Origin of the sequence: Catenibacillus scindens, assembly GCF_014202115.1 — a bacterium.
GTDB lineage: Bacteria > Bacillota > Clostridia > Lachnospirales > Lachnospiraceae > Catenibacillus > Catenibacillus scindens.
Genome location: NZ_JACHFW010000002.1, coordinates 190,607 through 214,626 on the forward strand (window position 1 = coordinate 190,607; position 24,020 = coordinate 214,626).

The following is a 24,020-nucleotide window of genomic DNA, read 5'->3' on the forward strand; positions in this document are numbered from 1 at the left end:
ATATGGGGATATGAAAAAAGCCAAAGCTTTTTTCATATCCCCTTTTGGAGATTTTTTGTGACCAATGAGAAGGAGCATAACTATGGCACCATTAACACCAATGATGCAGCAATATGTAAAAACAAAAGAGCAGTATAAAGACTGCATTCTTTTCTACCGCCTGGGCGATTTCTACGAAATGTTTTTTGACGACGCCCTTACCGCCTCCAAAGAGCTTGAGATCACTCTGACAGGAAAAGACTGCGGTCAGGAAGAGCGGGCGCCAATGTGCGGAGTTCCTTATCATGCTGTGGATTCTTATTTGACAAAACTTGTGTCCAAAGGTTATAAAGTAGCCATCTGTGAACAGATGGAAGATCCCAAGCTGGCAAAGGGACTGGTAAAGCGGGAGGTTGTCCGCATTGTCACCCCTGGAACCAATGTAAGTATGCAGGCCCTTGATGAGACAAAAAATAATTATCTCATGTGTATTGTATACATGGATGACTGTTTTGGCATATCAGCGGCCGATCTGTCCACCGGCGATTATTATATGACTGAGGTGGATTCAGATAAAAAACTTATGGATGAAATCACAAAGTTTTCCCCGGCTGAGATCATCCACAACGACGCTTTCTGTATGAGCGGCGTTGACTTAAATGATCTTAAAGAGCGGATGAATATTTCCATATCTCCCCTGGAATCCTGGTATGTGGATGAGGATCAGTGCCGCCAGTGCTTAAAGCGCCACTTTAAAGTATCGGTCTTAGACGGTCTTGGTCTGACCGATTACCCTACAGGGACGCTGGCCGCAGGCGCTCTTTTACAGTATCTGTACGAGACGCAGAAAAGCACTCTGACCCATCTGACCCACATTACCACCTATAATTCCGGGCAATATATGATCATTGACAGTTCTACCCGGAGAAACCTTGAACTTCTTGAGACACTCCGTGAAAAACAGAAGCGCGGCTCCCTCCTGTGGGTGCTGGACCGGACAAAAACCGCCATGGGCGCCAGGCTTTTGCGCACATGGATCGAACAGCCTTTCATTGACAAAAAACCCATTGAGCAGCGCCTTGACGCCATTGAGGAGATCAACGGCGCTCTCATTGACCGGGATGAGATCCGGGAGTACTTAAATCCCATTTACGATCTTGAACGGCTCATCGGAAAGATCAGTTGCAAAACGGCCAACCCCAGAGATCTCATTGCCTTTAAATCATCCCTGGCAATGATCGGCCCTATTAAAATATTACTTAAAAAATATAAATCCGAAAGAATGGAGAAGATTTATCAGCAGATGGACGAACTTAAGGATATTTATCATCTCATCGACATCTCCATTAACGACGATCCGCCCATCGCCTTAAAGGACGGAGGGATCATTAAAGACGGATTTAATGAGGATATCGACCGCTACCGCCACGCGAAAACCGAAGGCAAACAATGGCTGTCAAAGCTTGAGACCGAGGAGCGGGAAAAGACAGGCATTAAAAATCTGAGAGTTAAATATAACAAGGTTTTCGGCTATTACCTCGAAGTGACCAACTCCTACAAATCTCTTGTTCCGGACACATGGACCCGCAAGCAGACGCTGACCAACGCGGAGCGCTACATTACTCCAAAGCTTAAAGAGCTGGAAGATACCATCCTTGGGGCGGAAGATAAGCTTTTCTCCCTGGAATACGATCTTTTTTCCATGGTAAGGGATAAGATTGAGGAGCAGGTTTCCCGCATACAGACCACCGCGAAAGCGCTGGCTAATCTGGATGTTTTGTGTTCCCTGGCCATTGTAGCCGAACGGAATAACTATGTGCGCCCATCTATTAATACCAAAGGTGTTATCAATATTAAAGGGGGGCGCCACCCGGTCGTTGAAAAAATGTCCGCCGGGGAAATGTTTATTGAAAACGACACCTACCTGGATAATCAGGCCCAGCGCATTTCCATTATCACCGGTCCTAATATGGCAGGAAAATCCACCTACATGCGTCAGAGCGCCCTTATCGTCCTCATGGCCCAGATGGGCAGCTTTGTTCCGGCCCAGTCCGCCAACATCGGCATTGTGGACCGTATTTTCACCAGGGTAGGAGCCAGCGACGACCTTGCCAGCGGTCAGAGTACATTTATGGTGGAGATGACAGAGGTCGCCAATATTCTCCGCAACGCCACGAAAAACAGCCTCCTTATTCTTGACGAGATCGGCCGGGGAACAAGCACTTTTGACGGTCTGAGCATTGCCTGGGCCGTGGTGGAATATATCAGCAATCCTAAATTTTTAGGGGCAAAGACCCTTTTTGCCACCCACTATCACGAACTGACGGAACTTGAAGGCAAGCTTTCCAATGTAAACAATTACTGTATCGCGGTAAAAGAGCAGGGGGATGATATTATCTTCCTGAGAAAAATTATCCGCGGCGGCGCGGATAAAAGCTACGGTATCCAGGTGGCAAAACTGGCCGGCGTTCCCCAGCCGGTGATCGACCGGGCCAAAGAACTTGTGGAAGAACTGGTCAGCGCAGATATTACTGAGCGGGTCAAAGAAATAAAAACTGCTCCAGAGAAAAGAGAGCCGGAAGCAAAGACAGATTTTAGCATTTTCCCGGCCGAGGAATACGACGGACAGATGTCACTGTTTGATGAACCTGCTCAGAAGATAATCCCTTCAGCGGCAAATATTCCCTCTCAAATGGAAAAACCGTCAGAATCAGAAATCCCCGCACGGTGGACTCAGGTCATCAAAGAATTAAAATCGGCTGATCTGTCCCGGATGCGGCCTCTGGATGCCATGCTTCTTTTAGACCGGCTACAGCAGCAGCTTTAAGCGAGAGAGGTGAAGGTTTATGGCTACAATCAATGTTCTGGACTCGGAAACAATTAATAAGATCGCAGCGGGGGAAGTGGTGGAACGGCCCGCCTCCGTTGTCAAGGAGCTTGTAGAAAACGCCATCGACGCCCACGCCACAGCTATCACTGTGGAAATCAAGGATGGCGGGACGTCTCTCATCCGGGTTACTGACAACGGATCAGGCATTGAGAAAGACGATATTCCTCTGGCATTTCTGCGCCATTCCACCAGCAAAATACGCACTGCCGATGATCTCTATGTCATCGCGTCCCTGGGATTTCGGGGTGAGGCACTTTCAAGTATCGCCTCTGTGGCCCAGGTTGAGCTTGTGACAAAGACGGCATCCGACTTGACGGGCATACGGTGCTGCGTTGAAGGGGGAAAACAGACTGTCCTTGAGGAAGTAGGCTGTCCCGGCGGCACAACGATGATCGTGAGGAATTTATTTTACAACACCCCCGCCAGGCGTAAGTTTTTAAAGTCGGATATGACCGAAGCCGGCTACGTCAACGACCTGATCATGCGTCTGGCCCTTTCCCACCCGGAAATTTCCTTCAAATTTATAAACAACCGGCAGAACAAGATCCATACCGCAGGAAATATGCAGCTAAAAGATATTATTTACAATATTTACGGCCGTGATATCACTGCCAATCTCCTGGAAGTGAACCGGCGCTCCTCTACTATGGAGATCTCCGGCTACATTGGAAAACCCCTCATCTCCAGAGGGAATCGGGCCTATGAAAATTATTTTATAAACGGCCGCTACATTAAAAGTCCGGTGATCACTAAGGCCATTGAGGAAGCTTATAAAAACTTTGTCATGGTTCACAAATATCCCTTCACAGCCTTCCACCTCCAGATGGATACATCCCTTATGGACGTCAATGTCCATCCCACCAAAATGGAAGTGCGCTTTAATCAGGGGGAGGAAGTGTACCAACTGGTCTACCGGACGATACGGGAAGCGCTGGAAGGCCGTAATCTTATTCCTGACGTCACATTAGAAAGCGATCGGGAGATTTCCCAGCGCCAGCGCCAGGAAGCAAAGGAACATCTTTCGGCCCCGGCTCCGGAGCCATTTGAAGTACACCGCCGGCAAAATGCCGAGCTGGTAAAGCCGTGGGCCGCCACACCGGTCGGTGGCAGTGCGCCAAAGAAGGCTTGGAGCAACAGCTTCGCGCCGGCAAAGGCATCGGAAGATACGCCGTTAAAAGAACAAGACAATATACCTGTAAAGTCTGCCGCCGGCGCTCCAACAATAAAAACCCAAGAAGAGACTTTTGCCGGCGCACCGGCAAAAGTCAGTGAGGAGGCACCGGTTTACGGCAGCGCTGGAAAGGAAACGCGGCCGGAGCAGATGGAACTTTTCGACGACCAGATCCTTCCCAGGAAGAAAAGGCTGACTCACCGGCTTATCGGTCAGCTTTTTGACACTTACTGGCTTGTGGAATATGATCAGAAGCTGTTCATTATTGACCAGCACGCGGCTCATGAAAAAGTGATGTATGAAAAGCTAAAAAAACATTATGAAAACAGTACGGCCCTATCCCAGCTTTTAGAGCCTCCTATGATCCTATCCCTGACCATGCAGGAGGAGGAAACCCTTAACCGCCATATATCCCAGTTTACAAAGCTGGGCTTTGAAATCGAGCCTTTCGGCGGGAGAGAGTACGCCATCCGCGCTGTGCCGTCGGAGCTTTACGGATTTACTGAGAGAGATCTTTTTGTGGATCTTTTAGATTCCCTCACTGCCCAGTCCGGCCATTTAACCGCAGATCTGATCAATGACCGACTGGCAACCATGGCCTGTAAAGCGGCAGTCAAAGGCAATCAACGGCTTTCCGTTCCCGAAGCCAACGCCCTCATCGAGGAACTTCTTGAGGCCCAGAACCCTTATAACTGCCCTCACGGACGGCCTACAATCATTTCAATGAGCCAATATGAACTTGAGAAAAAATTTAAACGGATTCAGTAACGAACAGGAGCTGATACTTATGGGCAAGCCCCCACTGATTGTCCTCACCGGACCAACGGCTGTCGGGAAGACCGCCTTATCCCTGAACCTGGCGAAAAAAATCGGCGGAGAGATCATTTCCGCCGATTCTATGCAGGTCTACAAAAAAATGGATATTGGGACCGCAAAGATCATGCCCGATGAAATGGAAGGTATTCCCCATTATTTAGTGGACGTCCTTATGCCGGACGAGACTTTTAATGTTGTCCGCTTTCAGCACATGGCAAAGAAAGCAGTAAAAACAATTTTATCCCAGGGCAAGATCCCCATTGTTGTAGGCGGTACCGGCTTCTATATCCAGGCACTTTTAAATGATATTGATTTTACGGAAAATGACAGCGACACAACCTTGCGCTCTAATCTGGAGGCACTGGCAAAGGAACAGGGCCCCCAGGTTCTTTTTGAACGCCTGAAAGTGGCAGATCCCCAGTCTGCCGCCCAGATCCACCCCAACAATGTAAAGCGGGTGATCCGCGCCCTGGAATTTTTTGAAAAAACGGGGCAGCCTATATCCATCCACAACACCCAGCAGCGGCAAAAAACATCCGCCTACAACAGCGCCTACTTTGTCCTGAACCTGCCGAGAGCCATCCTCTATGAAAGAATTGACAAAAGAGTCGATAAGATGATGGCAGCAGGACTTCTTTCGGAAGTAAAGCATCTTTTGGATGAGGGATATGATCCCTCTCTTGTATCTATGCAGGGACTGGGCTATAAAGAATTTGTGCCTTATTTCGCAGGGGAAATTTCCCTCGATGAGGCTGTATATATATTAAAACGGGATACACGCCATTTTGCCAAGCGCCAGCTCACATGGTTCGGACGTGAAAAAGACGTTTGGTGGATCGAAAAAGAGCAATTTGAAAACGAGGAAGAAATTCTTAAATATATAATTAATATACTGACAGAAAGAGGAATATATCATGGATGAAACATTAAACCAGTATTACCGTTCCCTTGGGCTTTCAGAAAACGTGTATACATTTTGCCAGAGTGTGGAAAAAGATCTGGAGCCACGGTTTAAAGAGTTTGACCGGGTTGCCGAATATAACCAGCTTAAAGTGATCAAAGCCATGCAGGAACATAAAGTCAGCGACTATCACTTTGCCGACAGCACCGGCTATGGCTACAATGACAGCGGCCGGGACACCCTGGAAGCGGTTTATGCCAGTGTTTTTCATACAGAGGACGCCCTTGTGCGGCCCCATATCACCTGCGGAACCCATGCCCTGACCATTGCCCTTTCCGGAAACTTGAGGCCAGGGGATGAGCTTCTCTCCCCTGTGGGCAAACCTTACGACACCATGGAGGGGATCATCGGAATACGTCCCCAGAAAGGTTCTCTGGCGGAATACGGGATTACCTATCGCCAGGTGGATCTTCTCCCTGACGGCGGCTTTGACTATGAGGGTATCCGGCAGGCTGTCAACGAAAAGACAAAACTTGTGACGATCCAGCGATCCAAGGGCTACCAGCCAAGAAAGACCTTATCTGTCAAGAGGATCGGGGAGCTGATCTCATTTATTAAATCCATTAAACCGGACGTGATCTGCATGGTGGACAATTGTTACGGTGAATTTGTGGAAGTTGCGGAGCCCTCTGACGTGGGGGCTGATCTTTGCGTAGGCTCCCTGATTAAAAATCCCGGCGGCGGTCTGGCCCCCATCGGCGGCTATATTGCCGGAAAAAAAGAGTATGTAGAAAACGCCGCCTTCCGGCTGACAGCTCCCGGCCTTGGCAAAGAAGTGGGGGCCACTCTTGGGGTCAACCGCTCATTTTTCCAGGGACTGTTTTTATCGCCCCAGGTCGTCAACGGGGCGTTAAAGGGCGCGGTTTTTGCCGCCTCTATTTACGAAAAGCTGGGATTTGAGTGTGTTCCCAATGCCACGGAAAGCCGCCATGACATTATCCAGGCTGTAGTATTCCATCAACCGGAGCATGTCATTGAGTTCTGTAAAGGCATCCAGGCAGCGGCCCCTGTGGACAGCCACGTCACGCCGGAACCCTGGGCCATGCCCGGTTATGACTGCGATGTGATCATGGCCGCCGGCGCTTTCATTTCCGGTTCCTCCATTGAACTGAGCGCTGACGCCCCCATTAAGCCCCCCTTCACTGTATATTTCCAGGGCGGACTCACATGGTACCACGCTAAATTTGGCATTATGATGTCCCTGCAAAAACTGTCAGACGCGGGACTCGTTAAAATTTAACAGTTTTTTCACATTTTCTGGTCATTTTATCTAATTTTATAGAGAATTATATAAATTTTTAATAGGCGCTTAGTGTATACTTTTATTGTGTTTTATGTTAAACTTATGGGGTAAATTTCCTGAATAACAGGTCCTGGAGAGACGTGTAAAGGGGGATTTATATGCTTAAAACAAAAGATCTGCCGGAAAGTGAAAGGCCCTACGAGAAGTGCGAGAAGCATGGCGCCTCGTCCTTATCTGACGCTGAACTTCTGGCAGTCATTATCCGCACCGGCACAAAGAGCAAACGGAGCGTAGAACTTGCCATGGAGGTCTTAAATCTTGGAAGTGCCCGCAGCGGACTGGATTCACTCAATGACCTGACATGCGCCCAATTGATGAAGATTCCCGGCATTGGCCGGGTGAAAGCGATACAGATACAGTGTGTCCTGGAACTGTCAAGAAGGCTGTACCAATCACGGGCGGCTTTCGGCCCGAATTTTTCAGATCCGGCGTCTATCGCCGGATATTATATGGAAACAATGCGGCATTACCGCCAGGAACACCTGATCCTGCTCATGCTCAACACCAGAAACAGAAAGATCGGCGATATCCTTTTGTCCAAAGGTAGTGTTAACGCCGCCCTGATCTCCCCCAGAGATATTTTCCTGGAGGCGCTGCGTCATGACGCGGTAAATATTGTTCTGCTCCACAATCATCCCAGCGGAGATCCAGCGCCCAGCCATGAGGACATTGAGATCACCCGCACCGTTGCCGAGCTGGGCAATATTCTTGGCATACATCTGCTGGATCATATTATTATCGGTGACGGACAGTATAAAAGTCTTTTTGAGAGCGGGCTGGTTCCAGGATAAGGGCCCCGGTCTTATGATTTTACCCGACTGATCAGCCGCAGGCTTATCCGTCACAATTATAGTGAAAGGAATTTTTTATGGCAGGACGTAAATATGGTTTGGATTTAGGTACAAATTATGTAAAAATATATGACAATATCCGTAAGAATATTCTTGTTGAAAAAAACATGATCGCAGTGCGCAAGAAAAAAGAGATTGTCGCGGCCGGCGACGCGGCCTATGAAATATACGAAAAGGTGTCAGACAATATTGTAATCAAGCACCCGGTCCGTGACGGTGTCATCGCCGATGTCGATCCCATGGGAAAACTCTTTGACTACCTGCTGAAAAAACTCAACTGCAGCAACAGTATGATGCGCCACAATGAGTTTTATCTGGCGGTTCCCTCCTCCATTACGGAGGTGGAAAAACGGGCCTTTTTCAGCCTTGTCAATTACTCCACCTATAAGACCCACAATGCCAGCATTGTTGAAAAGCCTGTAGCTGCGGCTCTCGGAGAAGGGCTGGATGTAAAGCGGGCAGGAGGGATCATGGTGGTAGATATGGGCGCGGATACCACGGAAATCTCTATTATCGCTCTTGGCGGTATTGTTTTAAGCCGCCTCATAAAAACCGGAGGAAATACGATCAACGAGGCCATCTGCAATGAAGTCAAACTGGCCCACAATATGATCATTGGCTATAAGACAGCGGAATACTTAAAGCTGACTTTGGGGAGCGCTGTCCCCACAATGGCTGAACCGGTCACTGTCTACGGGAGGGATCTGATCACCGGACTTCCGGTCCATGTTCCGATCCCGGCCTCCCTGGTATTTCAGTGTATCCTTACCGTGTTAGACCCGGTTCTTGGCGCCATGCGCAGCCTTTTGGAGCGTACCCCGCCGGAGCTAAACAATGATATTTTTGATCACGGAATTTATGTCACCGGGGGCACAAGCCAGATTCCTAATCTGGAGCGTCTTATTGCCTCCCGCACCCGTATGAAAGTCAATATGTCCTCCCATCCCCAGGAGAGTGTGGTCAAAGGGCTGGACGTGATCATGAACAGTTACGAACTGTCCGATCTGGCTTTTTCTGTGCGGGAATCCGCATTTTATTAAGGAGTCATAAAAATTATGAAGCAGCATAAGAAAAATGGCGGTATTAACCCCAAGTATTTGTTTCTGGCCCTTCTCGCCGTCTGCTGCGTGCTGATCGCCGTCAGCTTTACGTGGGGCACTGCCAATAATATTGTCCAAAGAACTTTAGGAACGGTGATTGTTCCCATGCAGAGCGGCCTGAACTCCATCGGCTCCTGGATTTCTTCCAGAGTGGAGGATTCTAAGACCATCAGTGAGCTTCGGGATGAAAATGAACAGCTCCAGCTCCAGGTAGACACTTTGAAATCTCAGATTTCTTCCATGGAAAATAATCTCAACGAGCTGGATGAACTGCGGCAGCTCCTTGAACTAAAAGAAAGTTATCCTAATTACAGTATGGTGGGCGCCAGGATCATCAGCAGTGACGCCAGCAATTGGTATGATACTTTTACCATTGATAAGGGCAGCAGTGACGGTATCCAGGTGGATATGAACGTCATCGCCGATAACGGCCTTGTTGGGATCGTCATCGAGACAGGGATCAATCATTCCATTGTCCGGTCCATCACCGACGATGCCAGCAGTGTCAGTGCTATGGATGCCATATCCGAGGACCACTGTATCGTCAGCGGGAGTCTGGAAGAGAAGGATACCGGGCTGCTCAATGTTGAACTGATCCACGATGATGCCCAGATTGAAGAGGGGAATGAAATCGTCACATCTTACCTCAGCGATAAATTTCTTCCGGGACTGACCATCGGTTACATTACCAGCGTCACCGAAGATGCCTCCACCCTGACACGCACAGCAAAAGTTACCCCTGTGGTAGATTTTGAACATTTAAGGGATGTTCTTGTGATCACTCAGCTTAAAGCAGACCTTGTGGAAGGCGGAGAGAGCAGTACATCCGAAGAAACCTCCCAATCAAGCACCTCCGAATCAGGCAGTGACTCCACCACTCAGACACAAGAAACAGATGCCCCGGCGGAATAGAGAGGAGAGAACCAACAGATGAAACGGGTTATTATATACATTGTCATCATCCTGGCTGCCTACCTGCTCCAGAGTACTGTTTTTACTTTTTTTGCCCTGGCGGATATTATTCCCAATCTGCTTATTATTGTCACTGCCAGTATCGGCATGATCCGCGGCAGAAATGAGGGATGCGTGGTTGGCTTTTTCTGCGGCCTGCTTATGGATATTTCCGCAGGAGACTATCTGGGAGTGTATGCTCTTTGCTATATGTTTATCGGTTTTATCCTTGGATTTTTAAATCAGCTCTATTATGAGGAAGATATTACCCTCCCTCTGATCCTTATCGGGGTAGCGGATCTGATGTACGGAATTTTTATGTATATCGTCAGCTTCCTTATCCGTGGACGCTTTAATTTCCTGTATTACCTGATCCATATTATACTTCCGGAACTGGTCTACACTGTCATCGTATCCATTGTTTTATACCGCGTAATGCTGTTTGCCTGCAAAAAGCTAGATAAAAAAGGAAGTGAAGATCTCATTGCTTAAATCACTTTTCAGAGGAATATTTTCTGTCATCCGATCAAGGCTGTTTATTGTTGGAGCGTTTTTCGTTATCCTGTTTGTTTTACTTTTTCACCGTCTTTTTGTCCTTCAGGTTGTTGAGGGCGCAGACTACCTTGAACAGTTTACCTATCGCATCCAGCGTGATACTCAGATCGCGGCTCCCAGAGGCACGATTTACGACTGCAACGGAACAGTCCTTGCCTATGACCGTATGATTTATTCTGTTATTATCGAGAATAGCACACTGTTATCAGATAATGATACGCGCAACCAGATGATCGAGCGTCTTATTGCCATCATTGAGGACAATGGAAGAGAAGCGGTGAACAACATTCCCATGGAAGTATCTGAGGACGGCACCATTGAATTTACCGGCTCAGACACAACCATACGCAATTTTAAAAAAGATATTTTTTCCGTCAATTATTCGGACAGCCTTTCCAGCCGTCAGGAAGCCATGACAGCTCAGGAGCTTTTCGACTATATGCGTGGTGAAGATTTCTTTGATATCACAGGTGATTACACGGACAGTGAAATTTTAAAGATTCTGGCCCTGCGCTATGAATTATATATGACACGGTATCAGCAGTATGTATCTGTCACTGTCGTGTCCGATGTGGATGATCAGCTTGTGGCCGCCGTGAAGGAAAACAGTGCCTCTCTTCCGGGAGTAACCATATCCCAGTCCTATGTACGGGAATATAATGACAGTGAGTATTTCGCCCATATTACCGGTTATACCGGCACCATATCGGATACAGAGCTGGAGCAGTTCGCTCAGGACGGACATGACGAGTATACGTCCAGTGATACGGTAGGAAAAACCGGCATTGAAAGTGTTTTTGAATACGAGCTTGCCGGGACGAAAGGCTCCCAGACCCTTTACGTCAATAGTCTGGGAAGTGTTCTTGACACTACTGACGTCACAGCCGCTGTGCCGGGCAACGATGTGTACCTGACTATTGACGCTGATCTGACAAAAACGGTCTATAATCTCCTGGAGGAGAAGATCGCGGGCATTCTCCTGGCAAAGCTTGTGGAATATGTCGATGAGGAAAACAATGAAGACCATCTGATTTCCTATGACCAGGTATTTCACGCCTTTATTGAGAACAATGTTATAGACACAGAACATTTTTACGCAAGTGACGCCACTGCGCTGGAAGAATCTGTAGGGCAGCGTTTTAACACCTACAGGGACGGGGTTATGGCCCAGATGGAAAGCATACTAAACCCGGATAATTTTGTCCCCCAGAATACCCTGTCGGAAGAATACGACCGCTACTGCAATTATATATACACATGGGCCCGGGATAATGATATCCTTAAAACAGATATGTATGACGCTGACGAGGAAGTCTACAGTCAGTGGGAAAACGGGGAGATCAGCATCGGCGAATTTCTCCAGCACGCTATCTCCCAGGGATGGATCGACACCACGCTTCTGGATATTTCCGGAGAGTATGTGGATACTTCGGAAGTATATACATCTCTGACGGAAGCGATTTTAAACGGTTTGCTGGATGATTCCGGATTTCACAAGCTGATCTACAAGTTTATGCTCACTTCCGAAACCATCACAGAGAAGGAGATCTGCCAGCTCCTCTATGACCAGGGCGTTCTTTCCACCGATGACGATGACTACACTAATCTTGTCAATGATGTGGTGACGCCCAGAAGCTTTATTTACAATAAAATTTATACGATGGAGATTACACCGGATATGCTGGCTCTGGATATCTGCTCTGGCGCTATGGTCATCACTGACCCCAACAGCGGGGAGGTAAAAGCACTGGTTTCTTACCCCAGCTATGACGCCAACCGAATATCGGATTCAGACTATTACTCTTCACTGCTTAATAATGAATCCCGGCCTTTATTTAACCGGGCCACTCAGCAGACCAGCGCTCCCGGCTCTACCTACAAACCTCTTGCCGCTATCGCCGCCCTGGAAGAGGGGCTCATTGATCTGACTACAGAAGTTTACGACCAGGTGTTGTTTGATAAAGTTTATCCAAGTCCTTCCTGCTGGAACCAAAACGGCCACGGCAGTGTCAATATCACAGAGGCTATCGGCGTATCCTGCAACTATTTCTTCTATGAACTTGGGTACAACGCGTCTCTGACTGCTGACGGTCAGGAAAACGATCAACAAGGCCTTGAACTTCTGGCAAAATATGCCCGGATGTTTGGCTTCGGACAGACCACCGGCATAGAAATCGGGGAAGCCCAGCCCAATATCTCCGATGAGTCCAGCGTCCGTTCCTTTATCGGACAGGGTACCAATAACTATACCCCTACACAGGTGAACCGTTATATTTGCGCCGTGGCTAACCGGGGAAGCGTCTATAACCTTTCCCTCGTTGACAAAATCACAGATAGCAGCGGGGCACTTGTCGAAGATTTCACTCCGGAACTGATCAATGACCTTACCAATACGGTGGCCGAATCCACATGGAATGCTGTCCATCAGGGCATGTGGCTTGTGTGCAACGACACAACAAGTTACCGGGATGTTTTCACAAGTCTTGACGTAGCTGTGGCAGGAAAATCCGGTACCGCCCAGGAATCCGAACTAAAACCGGATCACGCCTGGTTTACCGGATTCGCTCCATACAGTGATCCTCAGGTTGCTGTTACCGTACTGATCTCCAACGGTTATGGCTCCACAAATGTGGTAGATACTTTCCGCGACGCCATCGCCGCCTATTTTAACCTGCCGCTTTACGAATCCACTCAGACCACAGATACAGATACAAGCAGCCAGCGCCACGCCCGCATGCCTATTAACTACACCAGTGGAAGCACAACTATGGATGACGGCGCCGATTAATCCGTGCCCCATGGTTTTGGTAAACATACAGAAAAAAACACCATGGAAGATACCTTTAAGATACCGCCCTAAAGGGCTAGAGTCAAATCGAATCATTTTGGAGGGAATCGCTATGAGTGAAGTATTTGTAATAACATCCGGAAAAGGGGGCGTGGGGAAGACGACCACTTCCGCCAACATTGGAACAGGCCTGGCTATGATGAATAAAAAAGTTATTCTCATTGACACCGACATCGGCCTTCGCAATCTGGATGTAGTCATGGGGCTGGAAAACCGCATTGTCTATAATCTGGTAGATATCATCGAGGGGAGCTGCCGTATTAAGCAGGCTCTGATTCGGGATATGCGCTATCCCAATCTCTACCTGCTCCCCTCAGCCCAGACCAAAGATAAAAGCGCCGTATCCCCGGAGCAGATGAAAAAACTTATTGACCAGCTTCGCATGGATTTTGACTATATTATCCTGGATTGTCCGGCCGGTATTGAACAGGGATTTAAAAACGCTGTAGCCGGCGCGGACCGGGCTCTTGTAGTCACTACACCTGAAGTATCTGCCATACGGGACGCGGACCGCATTATCGGTCTTTTAAAAGAGTACCGTCTGAACCGGGTTCAGCTTATCGTCAATCGTCTCCGCTACGATATGATCCGCCGGGGAGACATGATGTCGGTAGATGATGTGGTGGATATCCTTAACCTGGAGCTGATTGGTACAATCCCCGATGATGAGAGTGTCGTAATATCTACCAACCAGGGAGAACCGCTGGTTGGTTCCAACACTATGGCCGGTCAGGCTTATCGGGATATATGCCAGCGCATCCTCGGAAATAATGTTCCTGTTATTACATACAAATGTAAGAGAGGGGTTCGTTACCGACTGCAAAACCTGTTTGGAAGAGTCTGACAAAGGAGGTTTTGTACATGAAATTCTGGCGTTTTTTTCACCGGCGGGCTTCAGGCAACATTGCCAGGGATCGTCTGCGGGCTGTCCTCGTATCTGACCGCGCCTGCTGCTCACCGGCGTTACTTGAAAATATACGAAATGATCTTTTAACCGTCCTGACAAAATATGTAGAAGTAGATACAGAAAAAATTGATATCGAGATAATACAGGCTGTGGACACTGCCGACGGGGTTCCGTCCCTTGTTGCTCGGATACCTTTTCGGGATGCCAGGCCCTTACGTTTACAGGAGAAATATGATAAAGCGATTTAATTATTTTTTACACGGACTTTTGCAATATGATTTCAGAAAATATAACATAAGACTTGTCCTCATCGTACTTGCCCTGAGTATTATCGGCGTTCTCACCATCAACAGCGCAGCGGACGGTTTTGCCTCGAAACAGCTCCTTGGTATTGGTGTCGGCGTCGTCTTAATGATATTTTTTTCGTTAATTGACTATAAATTTATTGCAAATTTTCAGTGGATTTTGTATGCTATTAATATAGTGATGCTTGTGGCCGTCCTGCTTTTAGGTATTGATGTAAACGGGGCGACCCGATGGTTTTCACTTGGTTCTTTTGGCACCTTGCAGCCATCAGAATTCGCGAAGATGCTCATGCTGATCATTTTCGCCAAGTTTATCAATGATAATAAAGACAGGATCAGCCGCTTTTCAACGATCTTGATCACAGGGATACTATATGCGGTTCCTCTTTTTCTCATTTTTGAGGAACCGGATCTTTCAACGACACTTGTATTTGTGTTCCTTTTTTGTGTTCTGATGTTTGTAGGCGGTTTAAGTTATAAAATTGTCGGTGGAATATTGGTTACGGTCATTCCTTTGGGGGCTCTGGTTTTATGGTATGTCACTCAGCCCTTTCAGATCCTTCTGGATGAGTACCAGCAGACCCGTATTATGACCTTTTTAAATCCATCAGAATACCTGCTGACAACCTACGCCCAACAGTACAATTCTGTCATGGCCATCGGTTCCGGTATGCTCACCGGCAAGGGATTGAACAACAACACTTTAACGTCCGTAAAAGGAGGAGACTTTTTAGCTGAGCCTCAGACCGACTTCATTTTCGCAGTTTTAGGAGAAGAGCTGGGATTTGTGGGAAGTTGTGTTGTCATCGGGCTTTTGCTCTTCGTCGTTATCGAATGTCTTCTGATTGCAAGGGATGCTGCGGACATGACTGGTCGCCTGATCGCCAGCGGCTACGCTGCCATAATCTCTTTCCAGGCATTTGTTAACATTGGCGTGGCGACGGCTCTGTTGCCAAACACCGGACTGCCCCTTCCATTTATCAGTTACGGGCTCAGTTCTCTGTTGGCAAACTTTATAGGTATTGGTTTAGTTTTAAATGTGGGATTACAAAGAAACAGGAGGTAGATATTTTATGAATATCGGATTAGTTGCACACGACGCGAAGAAGAAGCTGATGCAGAATTTCTGTATCGCATACAGAGGGATTTTAAGCAAACATGAGTTATATGCCACAGGAACCACCGGAAGAAGTATTGAGGAAGTTACCAATCTGAGTATACACAAATTTCTCCCCGGCCCTCTTGGCGGAGAGCAGCAGCTCGGGGCTCAGATCGAACATAACAATATTGACCTCTTGATCTTTTTGAGAGATCCGATGAACGCCCAGTCCCACGAACCCAACGTCCACGAAATCGTAAAACTCTGCGATATGCACAATATTCCTATCGCCACCAACCTGGCCACAGCGGAGCTTCTCATCAAAGCTCTGGACCGAGGCGATCTTGAATGGCGGGAGTTTTATAAATAAAACGCCAACGATTCGGCCGCTAAAATCTAAAAAAGGCATGGCTGAGTAGTTCGCGTAAAATGACAACGTAAAGTGACGAAAATCTGACAAAATGAAGGGAAAAGCTATGAACAAAAAGGGACCCTTACTGATCACCGCCTGCTGTATCTGTGTACTTTTATGCGCTTGCCAGCCATCGGCGGCCCTCTTAAATAAATACTCTGAGATGGATCTGCTTCAAAGCTCTGATGTCCTCAGCCTTGTAGAGCCTGGTAAGGCTTCCGGCTTTGCCGAGGATCTTGCCGTTGTCTCATCTGAGGATAATGAAGCGTCCCTGTCAGACAGCACCATCCCAACAACGGCGGCTTTGCTGATACAGACCAACACAAAAGAGGCGCTGTACTACAAAAATATTTACCAGCCAGTGGCCCCGGCCAGTCTGACAAAGCTTATGACCGCCCTTCTTGTTTTCAAGTACGGGAATCTGGACGATGAGATTACTATCACCCAGGAGATGATCGACGTGGATAATCCTGAAGCCCAGATGGCCGGTTTCGCCGTTGGGGATAAGATCAGCGTCCGGGACATGCTTTACTGTATGCTCATTTATTCCGGAAACGATACATCCAACGCTATAGGGATTTACATTTCAGGGAGTATCGAGGAATTTGCCGATCTTATGAACAGCGAGGCAAAAAATTTGGGCGCCATGCACACCCACTTTGTCAACGCCTGCGGTCTGGACGCGGATGGACATTTAAGCTGCGCCTATGATCTGTATCTCATGTTTTCCGCCTGTATGGAGTATGAGGAGTTTCGCGACGCCATAAGCCAAAGCGAGTATACTGTCAATTATACCAGCGCTTCCGGCGAGGCAGTGAGCAAGACTTTTGACACAACCAATCTCTACTTTACCGGAGATTACTCACCTCCCGAAGGCGTCAACATTTTTGGCGGGAAGACAGGCACCACAGGCAACGCCGGCGCCTGTCTGATCCTGTATACCACCGATAACCAGGATAATCCCTACATTGCCCTGATTCTTGGCGGTGATGACAAGCCGGAATTGTATCAACAAATGAGTAATTTATTATCAATGATTCAGAAAAACTGATTGTATTTTTGTGTATTTTGTACTATAATTATGGTATCTTATATATCCAGTAATATATGTAACAATTCAGGCCAGCTTTTTCACATCGGATGTCCATCCGATACTTCTTGCCAGACTAAAGCCTGCCAGGAAGATACGCCGTTCTGAAAGGTTACTCATATATAAAATTGTAACACTAGGAGGAGAGTACGATGATACAAATTATTTCAGGTGTAAAAGGTAAAGGAAAAACAAAGTATCTTATTCAAAAGGTAAATGATGCTGTAAAGGGGTCCAAGGGCAATATAGTTTATCTTGATAAAAATAATAAGCATATGTATGAACTCAGCAACAAAATCCGTCTTATCAATGTGAAAGATTATCCCCTGGATAACTATGACAGTTTCCTGGGCTTTGTCTGCGGTCTGATCTCTCAGGATCATGACCTTGAAGCGATGTATCTGGACAGCTTTTTAAGTATTTCCTGTGTCACAGACGACTATGTAGGCTACGTATTGACTAAACTGGAAAATATTTCCAACGCTTTCAACGTGGATTTTGTCATCAGTATCTCCATAGATGCCGAAAATATCCCAGAACAGTTCAGAGATAAAATTGTTATTTCTTTATAAACCTTTAAAATTTACACGTAAAGACCAAAATGCCGTACACACGTTTACGCGAATGTGTACGGCATTTTGTGTAATATGACCGGCAGGCAGTTATTCTTCCTCCGTCCGCAGCTTCCAGAATAAAACAATGGAATAGATGGCCGCGATGCCTACAATGGCAAAAATGATCCGTGTGATCATGGACATATCTCCAAAAATAAAGCTTACAAGATCAAATCTGAATAATCCTACAAGCCCCCAGTTTATGCCTCCGATAATAACAAGAAGCAGCGCCAGTATGTCCAGCCAGTTTCTTTTCATAGTATACCTCCTGTTGCAATTGAATAGTTATGATATTCCTTATGTAGTATACACAGATTAAAAGTTTTTATTCGGAAGGGGTTTTCTTATCTGGCAAAAACGTTTATAATGAATGACGAAACCCTTAGATTTTTCAACAGGAGCGAATTCCCATGAAATCCGAAAGATATCATACCTATTCCCAATATCTGAAAAATTTATACGGTGAGAAAGTTTACAAACTTCCGGTAAATCTCCCTATTACCTGCCCGAACCGGTTAGGCGGCAATGGTTGCACCTTCTGCGCTCCGGCGGGCACAGGTTTTGAAGCCAGAGATTCCCACATGAGCGTGGAGAGACAACTGTTGGAAAATAAAGAACATATTGAGAAAAAATATAAGGCCCACAAATTTATCGCCTATTTTCAAAATTATACCAACACTTTTCTTTTGCCGGATACACTGAAAGGCTATTTATACCAGGCCGCCAACGTGAAAGATATTGTGGAGATTTCCATTTCCACCCGCCCGGACTGTATCAGTGACGATATATTGACCATGCTCTCTGATTTTAAGAAGGATACAGAGATTGCCATCCATTTAGAGCTTGGCCTTCAGACAGCCAATTACCACACCCTGAAAAAAATCCATCGGGGACACGGCCTCGCGGAGTTTATTGACGCAATACTGCGGATCTCCAGATATGGTTTTACTGTCTGCGCCCATGTCATTTTAAATCTCCCCGGAGATACCGTTGATGATGTGATCGAGACGGCAAAGATCCTTTCTGTCCTTCCGGTTCAGATGGCAAAGCTCCATTCCCTTTACATCGCAAAAAATTCCCCAATGGCCCAAGATTATCTTGCTGGGAAACTTACCATCTGCTCCCAGGAAGAATATCTTGAACGTGTTGTCGTATTCCTGGAGTATGTGCGGCCGGACATGATCATCGAACGGCTTTTTTCCAGAATCCCTGAGGAGGATGCTCTTTTTTCCAACTGGGGACACAGTTGGTGGAAACTGGACGCCAGGCTGAGGGAAATCCTTGAGGAGAAAGATATCTTTCAGGGAGACCTGTGTCATTATATGAACGGGCCCTGTCTCGCATTGCTAAAGGGCTAAAGGACAGGCCCAGAGCAAAGGAGTGAACTATGAGTTCTGAAAATAATATAACAAATACCCAAAGAAAAAAGCATCCATCAAAAGACAGCCGTCCGTCCCAAAGCCAGACAACAGAAACGGCAGCGGTCAGACGGCGGCGGCCTTCTGTAAATATTGGCATGATCATCTTTTTTATCATACTTGTGTATCTGATCATTAATGTGATCATTGCTCTTTGCAAAGATTCTGTCTCTGTTGTGGAAGTGCAGAACGGAAGTATTGTGGACAACGGCTATTATACCGGAATAATTCTACGCAGCGAGGAAGTAGTCTATTCAAAGGGTTCGGGATATATTAATTTTTATGTCAATAACGGCGATAAAGTGGCAAAAGACGGAAACGTATATATGCTGGCCGCTTCCGATCAGAGCGGGGATACAGCCTCAGATTTTTCCGGCTTTGACAGTTCCGATTATTCAGATATCAGCCGGATCATCTCACTCTACACCGCCAATTATTCCGACAGCAAATACTCTGATCTGTACACTTTTAAATATGACCTTCAAAACCAGATTTCCGAGGCGTTAAGCAACCATAACATCACGGCTCTCCAAAACGCCGGAGAAGAATATGAGAGTGTTGCTTCAGAAAAAAGCGGTATTATCAGTTACACCTACGACGGCATGGAAGGGCTGACGAGGGATGAAATCACCGATGATATGTTTAATTCTAATAATTATGAAAAGCAACAAATTGTATCCAACCAGTGGATCGACAGCGGGGAGCCGGCCTACAAACTCATCACCGACGATGACTGGTCCATTATTATCAAGCTGACGCCACAGCAGGCCAGAAATCTGTCAGAACAAACCTCTGTCACGGTGCGCTTTTCCAAAGACAATGTGCAGACAAGCGCTGATGTGGAAGTCTTTTCCAACGGAGAAGGCAATTACGCCTGCCTCACTCTGACCAAATATATGGTGCGCTATATTTCTGACCGCTATATCGACATTGAGATTATCGCCAATTCCGCAGAAGGCTTAAAAATACCTGCCTCCGCTGTTGTGGAAAAAGATTTTTACATGATTCCATCCACTTACCTTGTAACCGACGAAAATACAAGTGAGTCCGGGTTTTATAAGTATACCTATGACTCCAACGGCGATGCCCACGCTGAGTTTTATAAAACGGATATTTACGCCAACGACGGCAATTACTGTTATGTGGATACGTCCCAGTTCCAGGTCGGCGATTATGTGGGAAAGACCGATTCCGATGATCTCTACCGCATCGCCCAGACCGGACAGCTCACCGGCGTCTATAACGTCAATCAGGGGTACGCCATTTTCCGTATCGTTGAGATTTTGTATCAAAATGACGAATACTGTATTGTAGATAAAAACACATCCTACGGGGTGTCACTGTACGATCGTATCATCCTTAACGCCTCAAGTGTGTCCGAAGATGAGATCATATACTAACTAATTGAAGGAGATGTTTCTCAATGAATGACCGAGAACAGGAGATTAAATACAACATTGAGCAGGTTCAGTCCCGCATCCGGGAAGCCTGCCTGCGAAGCCACAGAGACCCGGCAGAGGTTACTCTCATCGCAGTCTCAAAAACCAAACCTGTGGAAGATATTTTATATGCCGCTCAGGCTGGAATGGAATATTTTGGCGAAAACAAAGTTCAGGAGCTGACTATGAAGATGGATACCATTTCGCAGCCCCTCCACTGGAATATGATTGGACATTTACAGAAAAATAAGGTAAAATATATTGTCGGGCGGGCCGAACTGATCCACTCTGTGGATTCTGTGGATCTGGCCAAGAAAATCCAGGACGAGGCCGCCAAGAAAAATGTCCGGGCGAATATTCTCATTGAAGTCAACGTCTCCGGGGAGGAGAGCAAATTTGGCATAAGCCCAGAGGCTCTTCTGGATACAATAAAAGAGATCGCCCTTTTTCCAAATGTCTGTATCCGTGGATTAATGACTATCGCCCCTTTTACTCAAAATCCGGAAGATAATCGACAATATTTCAAAAAATTAAGAAATTTAGCTGTTGACATAAAAAGTAAAAACATTGATAATGTTAGTATGAGTGTCCTATCTATGGGTATGACCGGGGACTATGAAGTTGCTGTCGAGGAAGGCGCGACGATGGTCCGGGTAGGCACTGGAATTTTTGGTGAAAGAAATTATGTAAGTTAGGAGATTTGATCTATGGGCAAAGGATTAGATAAATTTTTAAATATGATGCGGTTAAACGACGATAATTATGACGACGATTATGATGATGAATATGCCGATGATTATAATGACTATACAGACGATTATGATGAGTATGATGACGATGTGGAAGAGGAACCCGCTCCGAAAAAGAAGAAAACCACATTCCGCAGCCATACAAAGACTTCATCATCTTCTGAGTCTTCCTCACGGGATTATTCTTCATCGGCGGCATCCACAGCACCGTCCATGGGACCTTCATCCCGGACAAGCGCTGCCCGCAGCAGTAAGATTGTTCCCATGAAACAGCCAAGTGTGCGGGGGGCAGGAATGGAAGTGTCTATCCAGAAGCCATCCAGCTTTGAGGATAGCAGCGAGATCTGCGACGTGTTGCTCACAGGAAAGGCCGCTGTAGTCAACCTTGAAGGCATCGACGTGGAAGTTGCCCAGCGGATCATTGATTTTGTATCCGGCGCCTGTTACGCTATGTCTGGAAACATTCAGAAAGTTTCCAGTTATATTTTCATTGTCACTCCGTCAGGCATTGATATTTCCGGAGATATGGAAAATGTCCTTACCGGAAACGGCGCGTCCAAGGTGGACATGTCCGCTTTCCGTCTCAACGTATAAATAGCCAATGATTTTTTGATATACTATTTTTGGGAGGTATAGAATATGCTTACACCCGTAGATTTGCAGGGTAAAACATTTAAAAGCGGCATGGGGTATTCCAAAGCCGATGTGGACAGTTTTTTTTCTACACTGACATCTGATTATGAATCTTTATACAGAGAAAATATGGAACTGAAAGACAAGGTTGGCACTTTGAATGAGGGGATCAATCATTACCGCAGTATTGAAAAGTCTCTTCAAAAAGCCCTCGTCCTCGCTGAACAGACAGCGGAGGAAACGATTTCTTCCGCCAGGACCAACGCTACGGTCATTGAACAGGAAGCTGTCTTGAAGGCCCAGTCCATTGTAGCAGACGCCAAGATCGAGTTGGATCATATTCATGCAAAAACTGTGGAACTGCTTCAGCAGTATCAGCGCTACCGCTCCCAGTTTAAAGCTCTGGCCCAGGCCCAGGCAGAACTTCTGGACAGCGAGTCTTTTAACATCGAGATTGCTTCCTTAGATGCTTTTGCCAATCTTGAACAGGAGACCGCTCAAAATACTGCCGCGGTTAACGCCAAAGTCCAGTATCAGAACATCCCAGAGGAGAGCGCCGCTCACGAAGATGAAGCTGCCGTACCTGAGGATGAGGACGAAACACTGGACGATAATGATATCCAGATTGGTGATCTCGCCAGCCTGTTTAAAGACAGTGACACAAAAGACATGAATATTGATGCTGAGTAATTACAGGCCGGCCAAAAATGTGGATGAGACAGTACACTAGCCAGACTGGCCGGCGCAAAATATATCAAAACACTAAAATGCCGCGGCTTTCAGTGCGCGGCATTTTATAGTAGGAGATCAAACCAATGAAAACATTAACTGTACATGCTTTTGGCAAACCGGTTTACGATATTTTATTTACTGACAGCTTTGAAGGCCTCACCGATGTTCTTCCCTCCTTGGGATCACAAAACCGGAAAATCTGCATTGTCAGCGAGAGCCATGTGGCCGATATTTATCTTCCCACGGTAAAGGCCGCCATATCCAAGGTCTGCCCGGCAGTCACTGAATTTATTTTTCCAGAGGGGGAGGCCCAGAAAAATCTTTCCACTGTGGGGGATCTCTATGAATGTCTGATCCGGAACCAGTTTGACCGGAAAGATCTCCTTGTCGCCCTCGGCGGCGGCGTTGTGGGTGATCTGACCGGCTACACAGCGGCCACCTACCTGCGGGGCATTGATTTTATCCAGATTCCCACGAGTCTTCTGGCACAGGTGGACAGCAGTATCGGCGGCAAGACCGGCGTTGATTTTAACGCCTACAAAAACATGGTAGGTGCTTTCTACCAGCCAAAACTTGTCTACATGAACTTTTCTGTGCTGAAAACATTAAGCCGCCGACAGTTTCTCTCAGGTATGGGAGAGATCATCAAGCACGGCCTGATCAAAGACATGGACTACTACCGTTGGATTAAAGACCACAGAGAAGGTATTTTAAGCCGTGATGTTTCCATCCTGTCTGAACTTGTCTACACAAGCTGTCAGATCAAAAAGAATGTTGTGGAAAATGATCCTAAGGAGCAGGGAGAGCGGGCGCTCTTAAATTTCGGGCACACCCTGGGACATGCGGTGGAAAAGCTTGAAAACTTTTCCTGGCTCCACGGAGAATGCGTGGCCATAGGTATGGCCGCCGCCGCCTGGATCTCCTGTGAGCGGGGCATGATCACCCAGACGGCATTTAAAGACATCCTGGAAACACTCAAAGACTTTGATCTTCCCATCAGCCTTCCGGAATCCGGGCCTTTAGGCGCTGAAGATATCGCAGCGGCCACAAAACTGGATAAGAAGATGGAAGCCGGGACCATTAAATTTATACTTCTCTCCCCGGAAGGCCACGGCATTATTGACAGAACTGTAACACAGGCTCAGATCCTGGACGCGGCCCGCTTTATCGGCGCCAGGTAAATTTAAAGGAGACACT

At 46.9% G+C, this 24,020-nt stretch carries 22 protein-coding genes; 21 read left to right on the forward strand and 1 reads right to left on the reverse strand.

Annotated features, from left to right (window positions below):
• Positions 1-82: 82 nt before the first annotated feature.
• The 15 genes from mutS (at position 83) to HNP82_RS03800 (ending at position 17,810) form a co-directional block, all read left to right on the forward strand.
• On the forward strand, positions 83-2,806 hold the full coding sequence (mutS, locus tag HNP82_RS03730; RefSeq protein ID WP_183771660.1) for a DNA mismatch repair protein MutS: 2,724 nt from the start codon (positions 83-85) through the stop codon (positions 2,804-2,806).
• A 19-nt stretch (positions 2,807-2,825) separates the two neighbouring features.
• A complete protein-coding gene (mutL, locus tag HNP82_RS03735) occupies positions 2,826-4,808 on the forward strand; it encodes a DNA mismatch repair endonuclease MutL (RefSeq protein WP_183771662.1) in 1,983 nt (660 codons plus the stop codon).
• 19 nt (positions 4,809-4,827) lie between these two features.
• A complete protein-coding gene (gene miaA, locus HNP82_RS03740; RefSeq protein WP_183771664.1) occupies positions 4,828-5,778 on the forward strand; it encodes a tRNA (adenosine(37)-N6)-dimethylallyltransferase MiaA in 951 nt (316 codons plus the stop codon).
• Positions 5,771-7,057, forward strand: a complete 1,287-nt coding sequence (locus HNP82_RS03745) for a methionine gamma-lyase family protein (protein ID WP_183771666.1) — start codon at positions 5,771-5,773, stop codon at positions 7,055-7,057. Before miaA ends, HNP82_RS03745 begins: the two co-directional genes overlap by 8 nt.
• A 161-nt stretch (positions 7,058-7,218) precedes the next feature.
• Positions 7,219-7,911 carry a RadC family protein gene (gene radC / locus HNP82_RS03750; RefSeq protein ID WP_183771668.1) on the forward strand — a complete coding sequence of 231 codons (693 nt, stop codon included), beginning with the start codon at positions 7,219-7,221 and terminating at the stop codon, positions 7,909-7,911.
• Between the two features lie 77 nt (positions 7,912-7,988).
• Positions 7,989-9,011: a rod shape-determining protein gene (gene mreB / locus HNP82_RS03755; RefSeq protein WP_183771670.1), complete on the forward strand. Its 1,023-nt coding sequence runs from the start codon at positions 7,989-7,991 to the stop codon at positions 9,009-9,011.
• A 15-nt stretch (positions 9,012-9,026) separates the two neighbouring features.
• On the forward strand, positions 9,027-9,983 hold the full coding sequence (gene mreC, locus HNP82_RS03760) for a rod shape-determining protein MreC (protein WP_183771672.1): 957 nt from the start codon (positions 9,027-9,029) through the stop codon (positions 9,981-9,983).
• Between the two features lie 18 nt (positions 9,984-10,001).
• Positions 10,002-10,514, forward strand: a complete 513-nt coding sequence (mreD, locus tag HNP82_RS03765; RefSeq protein WP_183771674.1) for a rod shape-determining protein MreD — start codon at positions 10,002-10,004, stop codon at positions 10,512-10,514.
• Complete coding sequence (locus tag HNP82_RS03770; protein WP_183771676.1) at positions 10,507-13,365, forward strand: penicillin-binding transpeptidase domain-containing protein; 2,859 nt, start codon at positions 10,507-10,509, stop codon at positions 13,363-13,365. Before mreD ends, HNP82_RS03770 begins: the two co-directional genes overlap by 8 nt.
• 112 nt (positions 13,366-13,477) lie before the next feature.
• The gene (gene minD, locus HNP82_RS03775; protein ID WP_183771678.1) at positions 13,478-14,269 is read left to right on the forward strand and encodes a septum site-determining protein MinD; all 792 of its coding nucleotides are present in this window, start codon (positions 13,478-13,480) and stop codon (positions 14,267-14,269) included.
• A 17-nt stretch (positions 14,270-14,286) separates the two neighbouring features.
• Positions 14,287-14,580: a cell division topological specificity factor MinE gene (gene minE / locus HNP82_RS03780; RefSeq protein ID WP_183771680.1), complete on the forward strand. Its 294-nt coding sequence runs from the start codon at positions 14,287-14,289 to the stop codon at positions 14,578-14,580.
• Entirely contained in the window at positions 14,564-15,703 is a 1,140-nt protein-coding gene (locus HNP82_RS03785) for an FtsW/RodA/SpoVE family cell cycle protein (protein WP_183771682.1), read from the forward strand. The genes minE and HNP82_RS03785 overlap by 17 nt, the downstream gene beginning before the upstream one ends.
• A 7-nt stretch (positions 15,704-15,710) precedes the next feature.
• The gene (gene mgsA, locus HNP82_RS03790; RefSeq protein ID WP_183771684.1) at positions 15,711-16,106 is read left to right on the forward strand and encodes a methylglyoxal synthase; all 396 of its coding nucleotides are present in this window, start codon (positions 15,711-15,713) and stop codon (positions 16,104-16,106) included.
• A 106-nt stretch (positions 16,107-16,212) separates the two neighbouring features.
• The gene (locus HNP82_RS03795) at positions 16,213-17,199 is read left to right on the forward strand and encodes a D-alanyl-D-alanine carboxypeptidase family protein (RefSeq protein ID WP_183771686.1); all 987 of its coding nucleotides are present in this window, start codon (positions 16,213-16,215) and stop codon (positions 17,197-17,199) included.
• 191 nt (positions 17,200-17,390) lie between these two features.
• On the forward strand, positions 17,391-17,810 hold the full coding sequence (locus HNP82_RS03800) for a cupin domain-containing protein (protein ID WP_183771689.1): 420 nt from the start codon (positions 17,391-17,393) through the stop codon (positions 17,808-17,810).
• Between the two features lie 90 nt (positions 17,811-17,900).
• Here HNP82_RS03800 and HNP82_RS03805 read toward each other — a convergent pair whose 3' ends face one another.
• The gene (locus tag HNP82_RS03805; protein WP_183771691.1) at positions 17,901-18,110 is read right to left on the reverse strand and encodes a DUF378 domain-containing protein; all 210 of its coding nucleotides are present in this window, start codon (positions 18,108-18,110) and stop codon (positions 17,901-17,903) included.
• A gap of 152 nt (positions 18,111-18,262) precedes the next feature.
• Here HNP82_RS03805 and HNP82_RS03810 point away from each other — a divergent pair, with 152 nt between their 5' ends.
• From HNP82_RS03810 to aroB, 6 genes are all read left to right on the forward strand, one after another.
• Positions 18,263-19,210 (forward strand): TIGR01212 family radical SAM protein, encoded by a 948-nt coding sequence (locus tag HNP82_RS03810; protein ID WP_183771693.1) that lies wholly within the window; start codon positions 18,263-18,265, stop codon positions 19,208-19,210.
• Positions 19,211-19,239: 29 nt separating this feature from the next.
• The gene (locus HNP82_RS03815; protein WP_183771695.1) at positions 19,240-20,670 is read left to right on the forward strand and encodes an HlyD family efflux transporter periplasmic adaptor subunit; all 1,431 of its coding nucleotides are present in this window, start codon (positions 19,240-19,242) and stop codon (positions 20,668-20,670) included.
• A gap of 23 nt (positions 20,671-20,693) precedes the next feature.
• Positions 20,694-21,404 carry a YggS family pyridoxal phosphate-dependent enzyme gene (locus HNP82_RS03820; protein WP_183771697.1) on the forward strand — a complete coding sequence of 237 codons (711 nt, stop codon included), beginning with the start codon at positions 20,694-20,696 and terminating at the stop codon, positions 21,402-21,404.
• A 12-nt stretch (positions 21,405-21,416) separates the two neighbouring features.
• Positions 21,417-22,052 (forward strand): cell division protein SepF, encoded by a 636-nt coding sequence (locus HNP82_RS03825; protein WP_183771700.1) that lies wholly within the window; start codon positions 21,417-21,419, stop codon positions 22,050-22,052.
• A gap of 45 nt (positions 22,053-22,097) precedes the next feature.
• Complete coding sequence (locus HNP82_RS03830) at positions 22,098-22,781, forward strand: DivIVA domain-containing protein (RefSeq protein ID WP_183771702.1); 684 nt, start codon at positions 22,098-22,100, stop codon at positions 22,779-22,781.
• Between the two features lie 125 nt (positions 22,782-22,906).
• The gene (aroB, locus tag HNP82_RS03835) at positions 22,907-24,004 is read left to right on the forward strand and encodes a 3-dehydroquinate synthase (protein WP_183771704.1); all 1,098 of its coding nucleotides are present in this window, start codon (positions 22,907-22,909) and stop codon (positions 24,002-24,004) included.
• Positions 24,005-24,020: the final 16 nt, after the last annotated feature.